This is a genomic window from Peribacillus sp. ACCC06369, from assembly GCF_030348945.1.
In the GTDB taxonomy this organism is placed as follows: Bacteria; Bacillota; Bacilli; order Bacillales; family DSM-1321; genus Peribacillus.
In genome coordinates, this window is the sequence record NZ_JAUCEN010000002.1 from 2,034,278 (window position 1) to 2,053,392 (window position 19,115).

At 35.8% G+C, this 19,115-nt stretch carries 18 protein-coding genes and 3 pseudogenes; 15 read left to right on the top strand and 6 right to left on the bottom strand.

The features are described from left to right. Window positions 1-165: 165 nt before the first annotated feature. A complete protein-coding gene (locus tag QUF78_RS10860; RefSeq protein ID WP_289324650.1) occupies window positions 166-1,404 on the bottom strand; it encodes an IS110 family RNA-guided transposase in 1,239 nt (412 codons plus the stop codon). 734 nt (window positions 1,405-2,138) lie between these two features. Here QUF78_RS10860 and QUF78_RS10865 point away from each other — a divergent pair. From QUF78_RS10865 to QUF78_RS10875, 3 genes are all read left to right on the top strand, one after another. Further along, complete coding sequence (locus QUF78_RS10865; RefSeq protein ID WP_289324651.1) at window positions 2,139-2,603, top strand: helix-turn-helix transcriptional regulator; 465 nt, start codon at window positions 2,139-2,141, stop codon at window positions 2,601-2,603. 141 nt (window positions 2,604-2,744) lie between these two features. Then, window positions 2,745-3,125, top strand: coding sequence for a hypothetical protein (locus QUF78_RS10870; protein WP_289324652.1), 381 nt, complete (start codon window positions 2,745-2,747; stop codon window positions 3,123-3,125). A gap of 111 nt (window positions 3,126-3,236) precedes the next feature. Continuing rightward, the gene (locus tag QUF78_RS10875) at window positions 3,237-3,635 is read left to right on the top strand and encodes a hypothetical protein (protein WP_289324653.1); all 399 of its coding nucleotides are present in this window, start codon (window positions 3,237-3,239) and stop codon (window positions 3,633-3,635) included. 202 nt (window positions 3,636-3,837) lie between these two features. Here QUF78_RS10875 and QUF78_RS10880 read toward each other — a convergent pair whose 3' ends face one another. Then, window positions 3,838-4,152: a hypothetical protein gene (locus tag QUF78_RS10880; protein WP_289324654.1), complete on the bottom strand. Its 315-nt coding sequence runs from the start codon at window positions 4,150-4,152 to the stop codon at window positions 3,838-3,840. 203 nt (window positions 4,153-4,355) lie between these two features. Between QUF78_RS10880 and QUF78_RS10885 the strand changes: the two genes are divergently transcribed. The 4 genes and pseudogenes from QUF78_RS10885 to QUF78_RS10900 all read left to right on the top strand — a co-directional run bounded on the left by QUF78_RS10885 (window position 4,356) and on the right by QUF78_RS10900 (window position 6,219). Next, window positions 4,356-4,493 carry a hypothetical protein gene (locus QUF78_RS10885; protein ID WP_289324655.1) on the top strand — a complete coding sequence of 46 codons (138 nt, stop codon included), beginning with the start codon at window positions 4,356-4,358 and terminating at the stop codon, window positions 4,491-4,493. 217 nt (window positions 4,494-4,710) lie between these two features. Beyond that, window positions 4,711-5,379: an RNA polymerase sporulation sigma factor SigH gene (gene sigH, locus QUF78_RS10890; RefSeq protein ID WP_289324656.1), complete on the top strand. Its 669-nt coding sequence runs from the start codon at window positions 4,711-4,713 to the stop codon at window positions 5,377-5,379. A 267-nt stretch (window positions 5,380-5,646) separates the two neighbouring features. After that, a pseudogene (locus QUF78_RS10895) lies at window positions 5,647-5,796 on the top strand (IS110 family transposase); the annotation flags it as partial. A 297-nt stretch (window positions 5,797-6,093) separates the two neighbouring features. After that, the gene (locus QUF78_RS10900; protein WP_289324657.1) at window positions 6,094-6,219 is read left to right on the top strand and encodes a hypothetical protein; all 126 of its coding nucleotides are present in this window, start codon (window positions 6,094-6,096) and stop codon (window positions 6,217-6,219) included. A 193-nt stretch (window positions 6,220-6,412) separates the two neighbouring features. On the opposite strand, the gene QUF78_RS10905 is transcribed toward QUF78_RS10900, so the two are convergent. The 3 genes from QUF78_RS10905 to QUF78_RS10915 all read right to left on the bottom strand — a co-directional run bounded on the left by QUF78_RS10905 (window position 6,413) and on the right by QUF78_RS10915 (window position 7,956). Beyond that, entirely contained in the window at window positions 6,413-6,706 is a 294-nt protein-coding gene (locus tag QUF78_RS10905; RefSeq protein WP_289324658.1) for a putative quinol monooxygenase, read from the bottom strand. A gap of 102 nt (window positions 6,707-6,808) precedes the next feature. Next, window positions 6,809-7,450 carry a nitroreductase family protein gene (locus tag QUF78_RS10910; protein WP_056529677.1) on the bottom strand — a complete coding sequence of 214 codons (642 nt, stop codon included), beginning with the start codon at window positions 7,448-7,450 and terminating at the stop codon, window positions 6,809-6,811. 77 nt (window positions 7,451-7,527) lie between these two features. After that, window positions 7,528-7,956, bottom strand: coding sequence for a MarR family winged helix-turn-helix transcriptional regulator (locus tag QUF78_RS10915; protein WP_056529680.1), 429 nt, complete (start codon window positions 7,954-7,956; stop codon window positions 7,528-7,530). 903 nt (window positions 7,957-8,859) lie between these two features. On the opposite strand from QUF78_RS10915, the gene QUF78_RS10920 reads away from it, so the two are divergent. From QUF78_RS10920 to QUF78_RS10935, 4 genes and pseudogenes are all read left to right on the top strand, one after another. Next, window positions 8,860-9,132, top strand: a complete 273-nt coding sequence (locus QUF78_RS10920) for an HU family DNA-binding protein (RefSeq protein WP_207441015.1) — start codon at window positions 8,860-8,862, stop codon at window positions 9,130-9,132. A gap of 311 nt (window positions 9,133-9,443) precedes the next feature. Further along, window positions 9,444-10,047: pseudogene (locus QUF78_RS10925) on the top strand (transposase); the annotation flags it as partial. A 114-nt stretch (window positions 10,048-10,161) separates the two neighbouring features. Next, on the top strand, window positions 10,162-10,371 hold the full coding sequence (locus QUF78_RS10930; protein WP_289324659.1) for a hypothetical protein: 210 nt from the start codon (window positions 10,162-10,164) through the stop codon (window positions 10,369-10,371). Further along, window positions 10,332-10,469: pseudogene (locus QUF78_RS10935) on the top strand (IS3 family transposase); the annotation flags it as partial. The gene QUF78_RS10930 and the pseudogene QUF78_RS10935, both read left to right, overlap by 40 nt. Before the next feature lie 401 nt (window positions 10,470-10,870). Here QUF78_RS10935 and QUF78_RS10940 read toward each other — a convergent pair. Then, window positions 10,871-11,644, bottom strand: coding sequence for a DeoR/GlpR family DNA-binding transcription regulator (locus tag QUF78_RS10940; protein ID WP_289324660.1), 774 nt, complete (start codon window positions 11,642-11,644; stop codon window positions 10,871-10,873). Between the two features lie 269 nt (window positions 11,645-11,913). Between QUF78_RS10940 and QUF78_RS10945 the strand changes: the two genes are divergently transcribed. The 4 genes from QUF78_RS10945 to QUF78_RS28005 all read left to right on the top strand — a co-directional run bounded on the left by QUF78_RS10945 (window position 11,914) and on the right by QUF78_RS28005 (window position 19,097). Then, window positions 11,914-12,900 carry an ABC transporter substrate-binding protein gene (locus QUF78_RS10945; protein ID WP_289324661.1) on the top strand — a complete coding sequence of 329 codons (987 nt, stop codon included), beginning with the start codon at window positions 11,914-11,916 and terminating at the stop codon, window positions 12,898-12,900. Window positions 12,901-13,044: 144 nt separating this feature from the next. Then, a complete protein-coding gene (locus QUF78_RS10950) occupies window positions 13,045-14,541 on the top strand; it encodes a sugar ABC transporter ATP-binding protein (protein WP_289327293.1) in 1,497 nt (498 codons plus the stop codon). Window positions 14,542-14,543: 2 nt separating this feature from the next. Then, window positions 14,544-15,530 (top strand): ABC transporter permease, encoded by a 987-nt coding sequence (locus QUF78_RS10955; RefSeq protein ID WP_285847389.1) that lies wholly within the window; start codon window positions 14,544-14,546, stop codon window positions 15,528-15,530. Window positions 15,531-15,560: 30 nt separating this feature from the next. After that, window positions 15,561-19,097: a GH32 C-terminal domain-containing protein gene (locus QUF78_RS28005; protein WP_483313843.1), complete on the top strand. Its 3,537-nt coding sequence runs from the start codon at window positions 15,561-15,563 to the stop codon at window positions 19,095-19,097. The last annotated feature ends 18 nt before the right edge of the window (window positions 19,098-19,115 follow it).

The following is a 19,115-nucleotide window of genomic DNA, read 5'->3' on the forward strand; positions in this document are numbered from 1 at the left end:
TTAGTGGAGAGAGTAATGTATCTTTTATAGAACTAAACCAGCCAATAGTTTGTCAATATTTTTCAATAAAACCTTAAAATATTTCATGCTATACTAAATTTGTGCATACCAAATAACCTTCCAAGTTTCTGTGTTTGGAAAGTTCTGGGTGGTTTAGTTATACTTTCAAACTAGCCTATCTTGGAAAGGTGAGTTGCTTTTTAAAAGTGCATAAATCCAATGTAAGAGTTTATTGGCACATGCTATCACAGCTACTTTAAAGGGCTTTCCTTCTTCACGTTTCTTATCATAAAACTCTCGTAATCGCTTGTTACGAGGGATGATTTCATCTGTCGTTTTCTTCTTGCGACAATCACGAATGGCACATTTAACAGCCATATACAAGGCGTGTCTTAGTCTGCCAGAACCTCTTTTGGTAATCCGATTTACTGTGCCTTTAAATTTACCTGATTCAAAGATACTTGGATCAATTCCGGCAAATGCCACTAGTTTTTTAGGGTGATTAAACCGTTCAATCTCTCCAATTTCAGAAATAATCGTTGCAGCGATTTTTTCACCGATTCCAGGGATGGATTGGATAATCTTATATTCTTCAATTTCTTTTGCCAAAGCATCTATCTCGTCTTCAAATTTGGATAGGTGCTTTTGGTATTCTAGAAGCATTTTTATATACATTTCAAGGCTTAAAATGTGACTCTGATATAAGGTTCTCTGAAAAGGGTTTCGAGCTGAGGCAGCCGTAAGTTTCTCTGCCTGTGTATTCGCCCACTTTTTAGAACGACTTGGACAAAGTTCATTAATCCTATTTGCTACAGTTTCTTCACCGACTGCTAATATGTCTTCAGAAGTAGGGAATTCTAATAGAGTAAGCAAAGAAACAACCGAATACAAATCTCCAAAAACCCCTCTATATTCAGGAAATACTTGATCAAGAACAGCCTGGAACTGTAGTTTTGTTTGTACATAGATACCTGTTATATTTTCGTGTTGTCTTGAAAGATTACGAAGATTTAAGAGTTGTATCCCTCGTTTTTTATAAGGCTCTAAATCCTCTTTATAGTACAGCTCGCAGAGGTGACGTGCATCGATTATATCTGTCTTTACTTTGCGTAAACTTGAGCTCTTCGCACGATAAGAAATGAGTGGGTTAACGACAATTAATAAGTAGCCTCTCTCCTCAAAATACTGTACAACTGGCGTATGATAATGCCCCGTGGATTCCAATACAATCGGAGGTTTGATTCCTGTTTTATTTTCTATTTTTCTCAGAAACTGAAATAGCGTTTCTAATCCTTCAATGGTATGTGTAACTTTGAAACTGCCTTGATAAGGCTTCTTCTTTTCCAAGAATGCTTGAACCTGACTTTCACCTTTAGCTACATCCAGACCAACCACTGGATTCATTTTTTATCTCCTCCAAAAACATAATATTTGCCGGTAACCCCTAATCCTTCTTGCAGTATCATAGCTTCGCTTGTTATACGAGATCTTGGTCCCAACCAGCCAAATCATGTTTAAGCAAGTAGGGGGCGAACTGTTTAGTTGACGGGATCTTAAGCCCCACGGGCAGGTACGTTCTACCCCGGCTACCGTTATATTAAAACTATATAAAAATTGGTCAACCAGAAATATCTGGCTGACCTAATAATACGAAAGGGGCAGGTTAGTTGAATAAGAAAAAAATAGAAGGATTTTACATTTTTTTGACGGAGAAATTACAATTGAAGACAAGAATGAAATTGCTGAGATTAAATGGGTGGACATAAATACTGCTAATAACTTAATGCCTTACCATAGAGATGGAGTAGAAAGATTACTAATATCCTCGTCACCTTACACTTTTCAGGGTGAATGTTTATAAACAAATTTATAACATAGAATCTTAATCAACTAACGGGTACATTAGTTCATTACTAGGAGCTGATCAGCAGCTCCTTTTCTTATGGAACTATAGGTGCAGGTTAGTTCAACAAGCTTTAATTAAGAAATATTCCCATTTCAAACTTATTTAGAGAGTAAGGTTATTGTTGCTTTTTTCTTTGTGTTTTAAAGTTGCTTTTTATTCAAAAAGGGTATTTTTTCATTGAAAAATAATACTTTTAGTGTAAAATTACACTAAAAAGGAGAATTTAGTATATATGGAAAAAGAAGAATTCATCAATTTAATATCAGAAAAAATGAAACTTGTCCGAACAGAGCAAAGTTTTTCTCAAGATAAGATGTCTGAAATTCTAGGGATTTCAAAAAAAACACTAGTTCAAATTGAAAAAAGAAGAACAGAAGCCAATTGGACCACCGTTGTTGCATTTTGTGCTTTGTTTAATCATAGCCAATTGTTAATATCATCAATTGGTGACAATCCAGTTGATTTTGTTCAGTTAATTGTTAGCAAAAATGGTGGTACTCCTAAAGAAAAAACATTGGGTGGTAAGATATGGTGGAAAGAAATCGAATATAGAGGGGATTTTCGTTTACAACAAAATTTGATTAGTAACCATTACCGTATATTGGATCAATATGATTATCGTTGGCATAGTTCTTTTAATGAAGAAGAGAGTTTAAGTCGTTTAAATGAATTACAGGAGGAGGGACTATCGAGATAGACAAAGGTATAGGGATGGGGATATATGAAGAATAAGATTTTACTTGTTCTATTGATAATAAGTTTAGGAATAAATTTGTATATATTCGGAAAATGGTTTCTGACTGAATAATGTGTACTTAATAAGAAAAGTAGGTGAAATATGAAAAAAATAGGAATTAGCATTTTAATAGTTTGTTTATACTGTTTTCCATTTGTATATTTTTCGATGTATCAAGACTTTGCTAATAGTTCAATGTTTGGTTATTTAATAATGATTGTAGCGACCTCGCTCCTTGCGTTCTTTGGAAGAATCTTTGGCAACTCTATCCCTTTTATTATTGGCAATATAGTATCTGGGATAGTTTCATTTTATTTCATCAGTGAGATGGCTGGAAACGAACGATGGGGAGGCTATTTTAAGCCTCTCACACCAAATCAATTATTAATATTCGTTAGTTTTTTGAATTTGATACCTCAGCTTCTCGTTATGAAGTTAGCAAATAAATATAAAAATAAAGTTAAATATCAACAAATTAGGTAAAAGGGTTGCTATGGCAGAACTTTTCTTATGGAACTAACGGGGCAGGCTAGTTGAAGAAGACGACGGGGAAATGAAGCATAAATAAAAAATAGTCAATTTAAGAAATGAGTGATGATGAAGTTGGACTTTAATGAATTGTTGCAATGGAAAGGATATATTTATTTGGAAGAAATATTAGAATCCAAAGAAAATTCATTACGAATGCTTATTAATAGAAGCAGCCTCAATAATGATTTACCTATGGTGCAATTTGAATTTGAATCATATATTTCATATTCTGTTATCGATGAATGTTTTTCATATTCTATAGATAATTCTGAAATATCAAAAGGAAAGCTATTTCGAATCTATACCAAGTCAAGGTACTTGGATTTCATAAAACTAGCCACGAATGAACGAGAAGATATATGTCTCTCTGAAAATTACGTTCATTATCAGTTTCCCTGCTTAAATCACACGATTGATGTTATTTCTTGTGAAGTACCAAAAATAACTGAGGTAATAGGTTAAAACTAAGTTATTGGAATCCATTTCTTGCTGATCTAACGGGTGCGTTAGCTGAAGATCAAAGCTGTCATTAAGGCAGCTTTTTATTTATGGAACTAACGGGGCAGGATAATTCAGTAACGTTGCATAAGACATATAGCGAACAAATAAAAAAAGACAGTGTACCACGCTGCCTCTTTTTGTATGGGTTAAAGAAAACGAAGAATTATTTCATCTTATCTAGTGAAATTATTCTATTTTTTAATTCTGAATTCATATCTAAAACACCTATCACAATTTGATTATCTTCCGTCACTGTTATGTATCTGAAATAATCATCATCAGAAATCAACAAATCGGTGTCATTCGTCGTTTTTTCCATTTTAGCAAATACATCTACTGTGTACTCAAGGTGAAAAAAATCATCCAATCCCTTGCTTGAGTTACCTACCCAGGTATACAGAAAATTTTTCAGTGTGATTTGTTCAACCACCGATAATTGTTTCTTGAATTTTAACTTATCTACTGTTACGCTTATCATCTTTCTTCACTCCTTAACGAGTATTAATTATATACATTGAAGTCTTCTACAACAATGCTATTAGCGTAACAATCCGTTTACAGTTTAGTTACTATACTAAAGGGGCAGGTTTGTTGAAGAAGAATGTCCATATTCTACCTAAAGGCTATATGATTGTTTTCTGATAAAATGATGTGAATTACAGCCTTTTAGGAGGAGAAGGATTGGATGCTTTGGTTGTTGGATTATTGTTTATAATTCCAGGAATAATCTTTTTCATATTTGTTTTGTTAAAATATACGGAAGAGGAACATCTGAAGGAAGTTAAGAAGTGGAAATGGATAAGAAATGTTTATCCTTAGAGCAACGATCTTTTAGAAAACAGCCTAAAAAAAGGTGTAAACGGTTCCTTCAAACTAAACGAAGGTGTATAGGAATGTAGTTAATTGTCGAAATAATCTAATATCATCAGAGGTTGCTATAGGTTATTATTAAATAAACTGGTAATTTATCGCATATAAAATGGTCGTCTGTTTAAACAACACGGCTCAACTGAATGCAGCCGCTGGAGGGATTTGAGTGAGTATAGCTATCGAAGTAAAGCCGTCATTCCTATGTGCTAATTTAGAAGATGGAGTATTAATAGAAAAAGTCCGACAAGGAAATATGGAGGCATTAGAAGTTCTCTTGAAGAAATACCAATCATTTGTAAAGGTTAAGGCTAACAAGTACTTCCTAATTGGGGCAGATAAAGAAGATATTATCCAAGAGGGGATGATAGGATTGTTCAAAGCCATTAGGGATTATAATGGCGAGAAACAATCTTATTTTAAAGCGTTTGCAGAACTATGTATCACGAGGCAAATTATTACAGCCATCAAGGCAGCTACTCGTCAAAAACATACTCCGTTAAATTCTTCTATTTCGCTTGATATGCCTATATATGAAGAAAATCCGGGCCATACTCTTATGGAAGTAACGACAGACACCGTTATTTCTGATCCCGTTGCGATATTGATTGATAAAGAATCTGCTGATGATTTGGAATTAAAATTATCTGAGGTTCTAAGTCCGTTAGAAAAGAAGGTTTTGGCTTTTTACTTAGAGGACCTTACCTATATAGAAATGTCTAATAAATTAAATACTCACGCCAAGTCTATAGATAATGCGTTGCAGAGAGTGAAGAGAAAATTGGAGAGTTTATTGGAACTTAGAAATAGCCAAGCAATAGAAGGTCACCTTCGATAGATAAAAGAGTCGTCTTTTTTTAACGTCTTTTACAAATGGTACAGTTTATTTTACTGGTTGACCTTTTTTAATAGAATCTATTATATCAGTTGCCAGGGTAGGACGTACGGGTGCGTGGGGCTTGATCCCGTGAACTAAACTGTCCGCCCCCTACTTGTAGAAACATGTTTGAGTCTGGTTGGGACGCAGATCTCGTATAACAAGCGAAGCTATGACACTACATGGAGGATTAGGGGTACTAGTTAATAAGTAGAGGAGGTAAAGATAATGAATCCAGTTGTTGGTCTGGATGTGGCAAAAGGAGAGAGTCAAGTACAGGCATTCTTAGATCAATCTAAACCCTATGGGAAGAGCTTTTCAATGAAGCATATCAAAAAGGAGTTAGAGCATTTTTTAGAATTTCTAAAAGAAATTGAAGGTGTGCCTTTCGGGCGACCAAAGCTCAAGTAACGGAAGAGTTTAAAGAAGTCTATGATTTATGGAAAGTAGGAGAGATGACAGCTGTTAAAGCCATGTCGGAATTAGGGGTTAAAAAGACGTCTTTTTATAAACTAGTTAAAGAGTATGAAAATGACTTTAAAAAGATTATTTTATAATAGAAGAAAATCGTCAAAAAATTAGCCGGCCATCCCTAGATATTTCGCTTCATGGTGGATGATACCCATCCTGGGTGAATGAAGCATATACACTTTCAGCCCCCCTTTTAGAATTCGCATGAACATCAAAATAATTAACAACAAAAATCAAAAAGTGTCAAACAACGAAATCTCCAATTTAATGGAGAAGCAAAATATAGAAGAACCGAGAAATACAACATTGGCGGATGCTTTGGAAAACTGAATTCGATAAATAAATGGAACTATTTGCATTCCTCTTTCCATGGAAATTGTCACACAGATTATGTACGCCGAATAAGCGCGTGATGTTCGAGAAAATGGAATAGAAATAAACAAGAGTTGCAGCTTGTTTTACCGAAGCAGCAACTCTTTGTTTTATAAGATGGGATATAGGAAATCCCATACATTTTAACTCATTATTTTAATGGTTGTCCTTCAAATGCGTTAACATTTAAAGGTGAAGAGAGGAATTCTTTAGCTTTACCAACAAACGAGGTGAAGTGCTCACTTGAATTATGGCTTTCAACCGCTAGATGATCTTGCCAAACTTCAACCATTGTAAATTCATTGTCTTTTTCTGTAGCTTTGTGAAGAGTGTAAGAAACATTTCCACTTTCCGCTCTTGAAGCTACGATTAGCGGTTGAATCTCCTCTAGAAATGCATCTTGTTTTGCTGGATTAATATTGAATACGGCATGAATGATAATCATTAATCGTCATCCTCTCTTTTGTTAAGCATAATAAACTTAATATATAATTATAGTAAAAATAACATACTCGGTTGAAATTTAATGAATGGATTCTTTATTACATTACTTCCATTGTGCGACTTTATCAATTGGAAGACGAACTGATTGATGGCCATTATCTGCTGCTTTACCGATTGAAATTAGCATAACTGGTACGTATCGATCTTTATCTAATCCAAAAGCTTCTGCGATTTGGTCTTTTTCATAGCCGCCGATTGGATTTGTATCATAGCCATAAGCACGAGCCGCAAGCATTAGTTGCATGGATACAAGACCACCATCAACTAGAACGACCTCTTTCATTTCTTCACTAGTGATTTTTTCGAAATATCCAGCAAATGAGGCTAATATGTTTTCTTTTACTTCTAAAGGCATAAGCCCTAAATCTACAGCTTTACCGTAGATTTCTTCGCCGTTATCAAAATTGTTCATATCACCAAATACGGCAATTACTGCGGAAGATGTTTCGACTTGATTTTGGTTAAAGCGAGCAAGAGGTGCAAGTGTTGCTTTTCCCTCAGGACTATCAATTACAAGGAAGCGCCATGGTTGCATATTAACTGAAGAAGGAGCAAGTGTCGCTAAGGTAAGTATTTCCTCCATTTCTTCCCTACTGATTTTTACGGATTTGTCGTAATTTTTTATGGAACGGCGTCCAGTGACAATTTCTTTGAAATCATTTGTTAATTGTGCTGTAGTAGTCATAGTTGCTAGTCTCCTCTTTTTAACTTTAGTAGTTTAATTTATAGTTATTCTCATTTCAAATTGTAACGAATCAAGTGTTAGACTTGGCTTATATTTTTTTGAATGCGTGTCAGCATATCTGTTAACTCTTGACGTTCTTCTTCTTTAAAATCTTTAAGCATCAAAGTGACAAAACGAGCCTTTTCAGCTTGGTAGAGAATAATTTGTTTGCGACCATGATCTGAAAGACAGACAAGTGTAAATCGATTATCCTCCGGATCTTTGCGTCTTAAAATCATCCCAGTCGCTTCAAGTTGTTTTAAATGCCGGGTAATCGCTGCACCGTCAATGTTAACCTCTTTTTGAAGTGCTGTTTGACTAATTTCATCAACTTGATAAAGCTGATATAAGATATCATGTCTTGATTGACTAATGCCGGTACAACTTTCAAATTTTGAACTTATCTGTTTGTTAAGGCAGTTCATTATATATAAAATAAAAGATTCATTAGAACATGAATTCGTCAAGAAACACCCTCTTTTCATACGTTAGACAAAATAATTGATAGCTCAATAGTTGATGTGTCAATTAATATACTATACCCTAAATAATAAAGCAAGTATTTTAGTACTGCAACTTTTGCTTAAATATGATCTAGACCAAAATGTTGCTCTATCTCCTTTTTGATTAGGCAATCTTTTCAAGAAAGCTCAGTAAACCTTTGGAGCTTTTAGCCAAGGTATAAGTATAATAAAACTGCCCTTAAATAAAGTGGAAAAGTTCATCTGATAGTCGTAGACCAAGACTATTCTTCGATTTATGTGCCATAATACAGAAAGTGAAGGAGCGAATGCTCCATCCTTTTCTGTATGCTACTTCAATCAATTAAATTTCATTGAGTATGATGCCTGTAAATGATATTCAAGTTCTTTGTAAGTTATGGTGTGGAGATTTAAATCTAATGGTGTAAGTGCGCTGAATGGGCTCCTATCATCAATAAATCCAGCTAGACATAAAACAGAAGGGTTAAGTTTAGAACCATACTTTTCACATCTCATCATACCAATAGATTTAAAGAGAATTTGGAATCGTTTATAGCAATGAAAAAAAGCAACCGTTTGGATATAAAACGGTTGCTTTTTTATAAACTGTGGTCTAGGAGTATTATAATAGTCCTTTCGGGATTCCTTCGCAGGATGCAATAATGAAGATGAATTGAATTTACAGGTCCAAGTACGGAAGTTCAACATTTGTGGTTTGCTATGTTTACTATGCTCAATATAAGGTTACAGAAAAGTGAGCTCATTTTAGTTTACATAATACTGATTATTAACAGTCAGTCCAGTTTCTTTCCTTCCTTGAAGTGGAAAACAAAGGGGATATATGTTATGTTTGGGTCTATAGTATATTTATAAAATTGAGGTGTCTAAATGAATAAAACTGAATTAGTGAAAGCTGTATCAACACAAGCTGAACTGACACAAAAAGATGCTGCAAAGGCAGTTGATGCGTTATTTGAAACGATTTCTAACACCCTTGCTAAGGAAGAAAAAATCCAATTAATTGGATTTGGTACGTTTGAAGTACGTGAACGTGCAGCAAGAACTGGCCGAAACCCACAAACTGGTGAAGAAATAAGCATTGCTGCTTCTAAAGTTCCAGCTTTTAAACCAGGTAAGGAATTAAAAGAAGCCGTTAAATAAATATATATATTTATAATAGTGTGAAAATACTCTGGAGATGAGTCTCCAGAGTATTTTCTATTTAAACGTTGGTTATTGAGATAGTAGAAAGCTAGAGCAGCATACCGACAATCTACACCAGTAACTTGATGGATAGACTTACACCCTGCAATGGGAAAAGAGTTTTTAGGCGTGTGGATTTGAAATAAAGTCGAAGATTTTACAGCAGAAAATTGAGGTGGGAAAATAGCGAGAGGACTAAAACATCAAATGCTATTGCAAGATTTTATAAAGCTAAAAGTAACGGAACAAATTAGGATATATATTTAGAGGTTTCTTTATCGATGTTAAAGCAATATCCTACCTCAGAGGCGATATTAACAGCCGGAGAAAGTAAACTAGCAGAGAGAGTTATGGAGTTCTGTCCTAGCCGATCTGGTCACTGGGCGTGGGGGAAAGCCAAAAACTAATGAAAGTCACGTAATCAATCTTTGTATGTATATGGAGTTGCTTTTTCATTATCAGGGAAACCTTTCTGATTTAGAAGATCGAATAGTGGCCCTGGCAAATGAACTGGAAGAATATAAGATCATCCAATCGATTCCCGGTATCGGAGAAAAAATCGCAGACACGATTATCTCTGAAATTGGTGAAACCGATCGGTTTAATCATCCGAAAAAACTGGTTGCCTTCGCTGGAGTAGATCCAAGTGTTCACTCATTGGGTAAGTTTACCGCAACCATTAAAAAAGAGGTTCGAGCAGACTACGTCATTCTCTGTATCTTGCCGTACTATGCGGCATAAGAAGTTCAAGGAACAAAAAGCTTAAAGCATTCTATGATAAGAAAAAAACAGAAGAAAAAACCTGCCAAAGTGTCAATCGTTGCCTGTATGAATAAGTTGCTTCATTGGATTTACGCTCTATTAAAGAGAAAAGAAAACATTCCTAGATTTAGCCTAATTAACGGTTTTGTGAAACGGAGGAAAATCCTTTCAAAAGGGTTTTGGAGGGTTATTTGGCATGGTCAAAAATAGTATATCATAAGGGAAATGGAAATTTTAGAGAAAGATATTGACATCATATTAGCTGGTTTAGTTGAGATTCGGAGCTGCCATTTGTTGGCTTTTTTACTTAATGAACTAAATGGGCAGGTTAATGGAGTAACAAAACAGGATATTGGGAAAATTATGGAAGTTTTAATTTATGAAAAAGGAGGAAGTATTTGGTACACCCAAAAACAGCAGAGCAAGCTTATATAGCTATTCAGGAGTATATAGACTTCTACAATACCGATCGCTTCCAAGAAAGATTTAACGGCCTTTCCCCGATTGAATACCAGGAAAAGGCCGCAGCTTGAACTACTCTTTTTTTATTGTCTACTTGACAGGGTTGTGTGCAGACGTTTTCTTTTTTATTTAACAAACCATTCTACTGATAGGAAGATATTAAATTTATCCCTTTTTTAATAATTAATTGGAATTCTGTATTTCACTTAATCCTTGTCTGTAATTCCTCTTATGAGTAACTTGTTAAACACTCCAGCCGAAGGTAGAACAAATTGTGCAAGTTTATTTTTCTTTTGGATAGAAATATTTAGAAAATGACTATTTTCTTTTGTAAAATCCTTATTCTAAATTTATGCCGTTATGATAAATGATTCGATATAAAAACGAATTTTTTTCAATTTCAATCACTGTATAAGGGTCAATCGTCAGTCACTTCTTAGATTAAGGAGTGTTTTTTTTCTGTTAAATAGCTTCAAGGTCGAGTATGAACAGAAATAACCTCAACCCCAAGGTCTTCCAATGATTTTTTAAAGGAAGGGTGGAGTCGATCATCCACAATAAATTTGTCAATTTCCTGCAAGTCTGCAACCTTTGCAAAAGAGACCTTTCCCATTTTGCTAGAGTCGCTTAATAGGAAAACTTGCTGTGCATTCTGGATCATCAATTTTTTTATCCTAGCTTCAATTAAATTTGGTGTTGTCAAACCTTCAGTTAAATGAACACCATTTATTGCCACAAAAGCTTTGTCCACACGGATCATTTCCAAGTTGTTTTCAGCAAATGATCCTACCGATGCAAGCGTTTCATTTCGCAGGCTTCCGCCTAAAAACAATATTTCTATACCTGCAGTGGGTTTGAAATTTCTCATAATCAGTATGGAATTGGTGACTATTGTTAACTGGGAAAACTGTTGAAGATCTTCGAGGATTGGCAGAGTAGTTGTTCCAGCATCTAAAAGAATTGTATCTCCATCGTCTATAAATTCAACAGCTTTTTTTGCAATGGCTTTTTTTTCTTGTACATATTCAACTTCTTTATCCATAATCTTTGGTTCAAAATTAACAGCTTGTAAAGAAACAGCTCCCCCATGAGTTCTTTGAATCTGGTTAGTTGTTTGAAGTTCTTTCAAATCTCTTCGAATCGTTGATTGCGATACTTTTAGAAAATCACTTAAATCTTGGACTGAGGCTCTAGAATAGTTAGTAATAAAATCAATAATTTTTAATTTTCTCTCTTCACTGTACAAAAAAATCTACCTCCATCACAGTGTACATCGTAATTGTACACGATTAAGCAGAGCAATACATTATTTTTAAAAGAATTCTAAATTTTTAGAAAACATTGACAATTACTTAAGATTCTCATAAAATGGTCATATATAATCATAGTTGGTCAAAAAAAATCATAAATGATCAATTATGAAAGCGATTCCAAATGTAAAATGGGGAGGTGATACATTTTTTAACTAAGAATCTAACTCAATAACAGGCGAAATTCAAAAAACAGGAGGATTTTATGAAAACTTATCTAAAATCGTCATTTATTCTGATTATCATGTTGTTTCTGGTTGTTTTGACTGCTTGTAGCGTAATTGATACAGGATCAGATTCACAATCAAACAGTACGAGAAGTGTTGAAAAAAATAAAAGTGACCAAAAATTAAAAATAGGGTTAACACTAGGAACGCTCTCTAATCCTTTCTTTGTTTCTATGTCAAAAGGAGCGAAGGAAGCGACAAAAGAAATGGGGGCTGAGTTAATTACGGTGAGTGCAGACTATGATTTGGCGAAGCAAACTTCTCAAATTGAAGATTTCATTACAAAAGAAGTTGATTTAATTCTATTAAATGCAGTCGATTCAAAAGGAATTGCTGCGGCAGTACAACAAGCCAAATCAGCGGGTATCCCGGTTATTGCAGTTGATGTAGCTGCAGAAGGCGGAGTGGACAGTGTCGTTACATCTGACAATTACCAAGCAGGCAAAATTGCAGGTGAGTATATGATCAAACAATTAAAAGGGAAAGGAAATATAGCAATAATTGAAGGACCACCGGTATCTGCAGTTACTGATCGTATAAATGGTTTTGAAGAAGCGATTAAGAAATCAGAGATTAAGGTGATTGCTAAACAAAATGGAGAAGGAAATAGAGAAAAAGCGTTATCTGCAACAGAAAATATCTTGCAAGCACATTCGAAAGGCTCTATTGATGCAATTTTTGCTATTAATGATCCTGAAGCACTTGGAGTAAAGATTGCTCAAGAACAAGCAGAACGTGAGAAGGAATTTTTTATAGTGGGTGTAGATGGTGCTCCAGAAGCAGTCGAAGCTTTAAAAGAGAAAAAAAGTTTTACAGCTACTTCTGCACAGCATCCAGATGAGATGATGAGAAAAGCATTGGAAATTGGGAAAAATGTGTTGGATGGAAAGAAAGTAGACAAGTTAGTCAAAGTTCCTGTTGAATTAGTTACTCAAGAGAATGTGAACAACTATAAAGGTTGGTAATGAGATGCTGAATAAGATCTTCCTTAGAAGATCTTATCTTTTTTAAGAAATTAATTCATTAAGGGGGACAATAATGTGAACAGTGTACAATTAATTGAGAATGATGTTGTTTCGGTATCTGACTCTCCCACTCCCATTCTCAAAATGAAAGGGACCAGTAAGACATTTTCAGGAGTTACTGTTTTAAAAAATATTAATCTTGAACTCTATAAGGGGGAAGTTCATGCATTAATGGGGGAGAATGGAGCAGGGAAATCTACTCTTATTAAAATATTATCAGGTATCTATCAGCCTGATGCAAATGGTGGCAGCATCATATATAAGAATAATTCTGTCACTTGGAGTGGTCCAGTGGAAGCTAGGAAACAAGGAATTAGTGTGATTCACCAAGAACTGAAGCTATCTCCAAATTTGACAATAAGTGAAAATATTTTAATGGGTACTAAATTTCCTGAAAATAAATTTGGCATGGTTAAATGGGATGATGTTTATCATAAAGCAAAAGAAATTTTACATTCAATGGGATCTGAATTAAATCCCAAAACGATAGTATCCACATTAAGTGTGGCACAGCAACAAGTTGTAGAAATTGCTCGTGCTCTTTCATATAAGGCAGACGTGTTAATTATGGATGAGCCGACCGCGTCGTTAACTGATAAAGAAATTGAAAAGTTATTTGAGATAATTGAGGATTTAAAAAAGAAAGGTGTTGCTATTGTTTATATCTCTCATCGAATGGATGAAATTTTTCGAATTTCAAACAGGTATACCGTTCTAAGAGATGGCGAGTGGATAAATAGTGGACCAATCAAGGAAACAAATCCTGAGCATCTTGTAAAGTTAATGGTCGGAAGAGAATTAAACTCCCTTTTTAAGAGGCACACAAAAGTAGCTACTTCTCGTGTCGATGACACGAAGCCCGCCCTCGAAATAAATGGAATATCTGATAAAAGGGTTGTGAAAAATGTTTCGTTTAAAATATATCCTGGAGAAATTGTAGGACTTGCTGGTCTCGTAGGGGCAGGTAGAACCGAATTAATTCGAACTATCTTTGGAGCTTCTCAAAAAACAGGTGGTGAAATTCTGGTTAATGGAGAAAAAGTGAATATTACCTCTCCGAATGATGCAATCCGACATGGAATTGCCCATGTGCCGGAAAGTCGAAAGGAGCAAGGATTGTTTCTGAACATGAGTGTCAAAGAAAATATTATTATGAATGAATTAAAAAAATTTCGCAAAGCTGGTAAATTGAACTGGAAAGAAATTGGTCAAAAAGCAGATTACCTTATAAAAGAATTAGGAGTAAAGGTTTCTTCGTCTGAACAGCTTGTTGCCAATTTAAGCGGTGGAAACCAGCAAAAGGTTGTCATCGCACGGTGGCTCTCGATTGGTCCAAAGGTGCTACTTCTCGATGAACCAACTAGAGGTGTGGACATTGGGGCAAAAACAGAGATTCATAAAATTGTATCAAAGTTAGCTGAAGCTGGATTGGCAGTGTTAGTAGTTTCCTCCGAGCTGCCTGAAATTTTGGGAATTAGTGATCGAATTCTAGTAATGCATGAAGGTAAATTACAAAGGCATTTAACAAGGCAAGAAGCAACACAAGAAAAAATCATGTTTTTTGCTACAGGGGGGCAATGAAAATGAAAGCGAATACAACGGTTGTGACCACTGATAAAGCCCGATATGGAAAGGAAGCTCTACAAATTTGGAATCGCTTAGGAATGCTCATTATTTTAGTATTATTATGTGTTGTGCTGGCTTTTACTGCACCAAATTTCCTGGAGATGTCGAACTTGTTAAATGTACTTAAACAAGTGTCCATAAATGGTGTACTGGCAGCTGGAATGACGCTTGTCATTTTAACAGGCGGAATTGATTTATCTGTAGGTGCCATTGTTGCTTTATCAGGTGTTGTTTCCGTAATGATTTCCCAAGCGGGAGTACATCCGTTGGTGTCAATCTCTGCTGGACTTTTAGTGGGGGCTTTCTTTGGACTTGTAAATGGATTTTTTACAGCAAAAACTAAATTGCCAGCCTTTATTGTCACCCTTGGAAGTTTCACATATGTAAGAGGGCTTGCATACGTGATTAGCGGTGGCTACCCTATTGTTGTGGAGTCAGATTTGTTTAAATTTTTAGGAGCTGGTCGGCTGTTTTTAATCCCCACTCCTATCTATATCATGGTTATTGTGTATATTGGTATGTTCTTTGTCTTGAAATATACTATGTTTGGTCGTCATGTATACGCAATTGGTGGAAGTGAGGAAGCGGCACGTCTTACAGGTATTAAAGTAGAGCGTACTTTAATGAAAGTTTATTCGTTAAGCGGGCTATTAGCGGGTCTTGCGGGTGTTGTTCTGGCAGGTCGATTATTTTCTGGACAGCCAACAGCAGGTTTAGGGTATGAACTTGATGCTATTGCCGCAGTAATATTAGGCGGCACGAGTTTAACGGGTGGTGTTGGGAGAATACAAGGGACCATTATAGGAGTTTTAATAATGGGTGTAATAAGCAATGGACTAACGTTAATGGATGTTGGATATTACTGGCAACTCGTTGTTAAAGGCGGTGTGATCATTGCTGCTGTACTTATTGACCGATTAAGAAGCCAGTCTCAATCATTATAAAGTAAAACAAATTGCAAAGGTGTGAGGCCGTTGAAAAAAGCAATAGAAAAACTTTTAGCATGTGGTGTAATTTGTACTCTAGCATTAATCCTAGTTGTTCCGACATTTGCAGCCGATTCAAACTATTATAATGAAAGTAACCGAAATCAATTTCATTTTTCACCTGAAGCAAGTTGGATGAATGACCCGAATGGGATGGTCTATTATGATGGGGAATACCACCTTTTTTATCAAAACGATCCTTATAGTTCTAAATGGGGTCCTATGCATTGGGGACATGCGGTCAGTAAAGACTTAGTTCACTGGGAGCATTTGCCTGTTGCTCTGTATCCAGATGAAAATGGAATGATATTCTCAGGAAGCGCAGTGATTGATTATAACAATACTGCAGGATTTGGAAAAGAAGCAATGGTGGCGATTTTTACTCATGCTGATGGGGCAAAGCAAGTGCAAAGTCTTGCTTATAGCAATGATAAAGGAAGAACATGGAAAAAATATGAAGGGAACCCGGTTATGCCGAATCCTCCTATTTCAGATTGGCGGGATCCAAAGGTTTTTTGGCATGATCAATCAAAAAAGTGGGTGATGACGCTTGCAGCGAAAAACGATGTTATGATTTACACTTCACCCAATTTAAAGGACTGGAGCTACGGGAGTTCATTTGGTGTTGATCCGAAATCGGTGCAAGCCACAAGCCTAGATAAGGATGGATCAGTGTTATCCAAACAAACAGGCAGTGACTTTGTTTATGAAGCGGATATAAGTGTACGAGAAAAAAATGGTCGAAAGGGTTCCGGGGAACTGGTCTTTCGTTCTGATTCTACCTTAAAAAATGCTTATCTTGCTGGATTGGATGCCAAATCCGGGAAAGTGACTTTAAGCAAATTGGTTGATGGAAAGAAAATCGTCCTTCAGGAAAAGAAAATTAAAGTGATGGATGAAGATTCAACTAAGTTGAGAGTGGAAACTAAAAAGGATTTCATAAAACTTTCTATAGGAAACAAACCGGTTATAAAAATAACGGATAATTCGTATGAAAGTGGGAATTTTGGCTTATATAATAGAAATGCTGTTTCTGTTTTTAGGAATGTTTTCTTTAAAAATGCGACAAACTTTAAAACAAATATCCTTAGCTGGAAAGCTATAGATGGAAAATGGGAAAGTACGTTGGAAGGGAAGGTAGGGAATTCTAAAACAAACGGTAATTACGTATCTTCACAGGTTGGTGATCAATTTGGATATAGAGCGAACGTTATACTAAATGGGAAAAATGCGAGAGGTGGACTTCTTTTCAGAGCTGACAAAAACGGTGAAAATGGATACATTGCCCAATTGGATGCTGGGAAGGGTAAGGTTAGTCTTTTAAAAATTGAAAACGATAGACCTACTATCTTAGCTGAAAAATCCATAAGTATTGATTCAAATCAAGTTTATGATGTTTCTGTTTATACTAATGGCAGCAAGATAAAGGTATTGATAGATAATAAAGAAATCATAGAACAGGTTGATACAACGTATGAGAGCGGGCATTTTGGTTTAACTGTCAGTAATTCAAATGTAACCTTTCAAGACGTGAATAAAGAAAATTACATTGTGGCAAAGGAACAAAATATTGCTAATCCTGATTTCGAGTCAGGAAGTCTAGAGGGATGGAACGTACTTGACGGTGATGCTTTTGGGGCAGCAAATGTTACAAAAGCTACTTCTTATTGGGGTGGTTCATTCGGACAACAGAATAAATATCATTTATGGGGATATACAGCAGAAAAAGGTGATGATGCAACCGGTTCGATTCGATCTTCCTATTTTACACTGGGGGGAAGCGGCGAAATTAATTTCTTGATTGGTGGGGGATATGATAAAAACCTTTATGTAGCGCTCGTCCGCGCCTCTGATAATAAGGAATTAATTCGTGCAGAAAACACCAAGTGGGCGGAGGATGAAAAGTATCGCCGTGTGACATGGGATGCTTCAAAATATATTGGAGAGACCGTCTATATGAAAGTGGTGGACAATAAAACTGGAGGTTGGGGACACATTAATGTGGACGATTTTCATGTATACAATCAGGGGTCACTGCCTATTGTTTTTGACAATGATCCAACTAAGACTGATACACCATTCGTAGGTAAGCAAAAGGGCTTGATTAAAGAATGGGACTTTATAAATGGTGAATGGACAGAAGGGACACAAGGATCTTATAGCGGAGTGTGGGAATGTCCAGAATTAATTCAGGTGCCGGTTGAAGGGAATCCGAATAAGAAAAAGTGGGTGTTGTCTGTAAGTATAAATGATGGAGCAGCAGCCGGGGGTTCAGGAATGCAATACTTTGTGGGTGACTTTGATGGAAAAAAATTCACGAATAATAATTCGTCAGACAAGGTTCTATGGACGGATTATGGGGCAGACTTTTATGCAGGTGTGACATGGAGTAATACTGGGAATGAAGGCAACCCATTATGGTTGGGATGGATGAGTAACTGGCAATATGCGAACGACACCCCAACTTCCCCATGGAGAAGCTCAACCACTGTTCCACGTGAATTATCGTTAGTGCAGACAAAGAAGGGGTTACAATTGAAACAAACACCTGTACAACAATTATTAACCTTACGAGATAAAGGTCTTAAGTTAAGCAACCAATCTATTATCCCTGGTAAAAATCTATTGAAAAATATTAAGGGAGATACGTTAGAAATCGAAGCGGAATTTTCAGCAAATAAAGCAAGTGAAGTTGGATTTAAAGTAAGAAATGGTAATGGACAATATACGACCATTGGATACAACCCTAGCAATGAAACAGTGTTTATTGACCGAACCCATTCAGGATATGATTTTGGTCCAAATGTTAAAAAAATACATGAAGCCCCCGTACAAAATACAAATGGAAAAGTGAAATTGAAAGTTCTTCTAGATCGTTCGTCCGTCGAAGTGTTTGTTAATGAAGGGAAACAAGTGATAACTGATCAAATTTTCTCATCACCAGAGAATCAGGGTGTCGAACTTTATAGTCTTGGCGGTACTGCTCATTTACACTCTCTTGATATGTATACATTAAAAAGTATATGGGGAAGCAGTCCGATTGTTTCCAATCTATCTGGATGGACTACAATCAATGGTGAATGGGGAGACACTAGGGAAGGGAAACAAGGCCGCAGCGATGCTGACAGCTTTATAGTTGCCTCTCAAACCGCAAGTGATTTCACATACAAAACCGAGGTGAAGGTATTAAACGAGGGAGCTGGAGCTCTTTTATTCCGAGCAGATGAAAAAGCCGAAAATGGTTATATAGCTACAGTGGATGTACGTAATGATATATTGAAATTGTTTAAAATTGTAGATGGGAAGATTGAAGTTCTACAGGAAGAACATATGGTACTTAATCCTAATCAAACATACAAATTAAAAGTTACAGCAAAAGGCAGTATCATCCAAACTTATTTGGATGATAATCTGATCCTAGAAAAGTCTGATACGACTTTTAACAATGGGCGTGTAGGGTTAAATGTATGGAATTCAACTACTGTCTTTAATCATCTTTCTTTAGAGACACAAAATAAAAAATGATAAGTAAGGGCTGTTGGC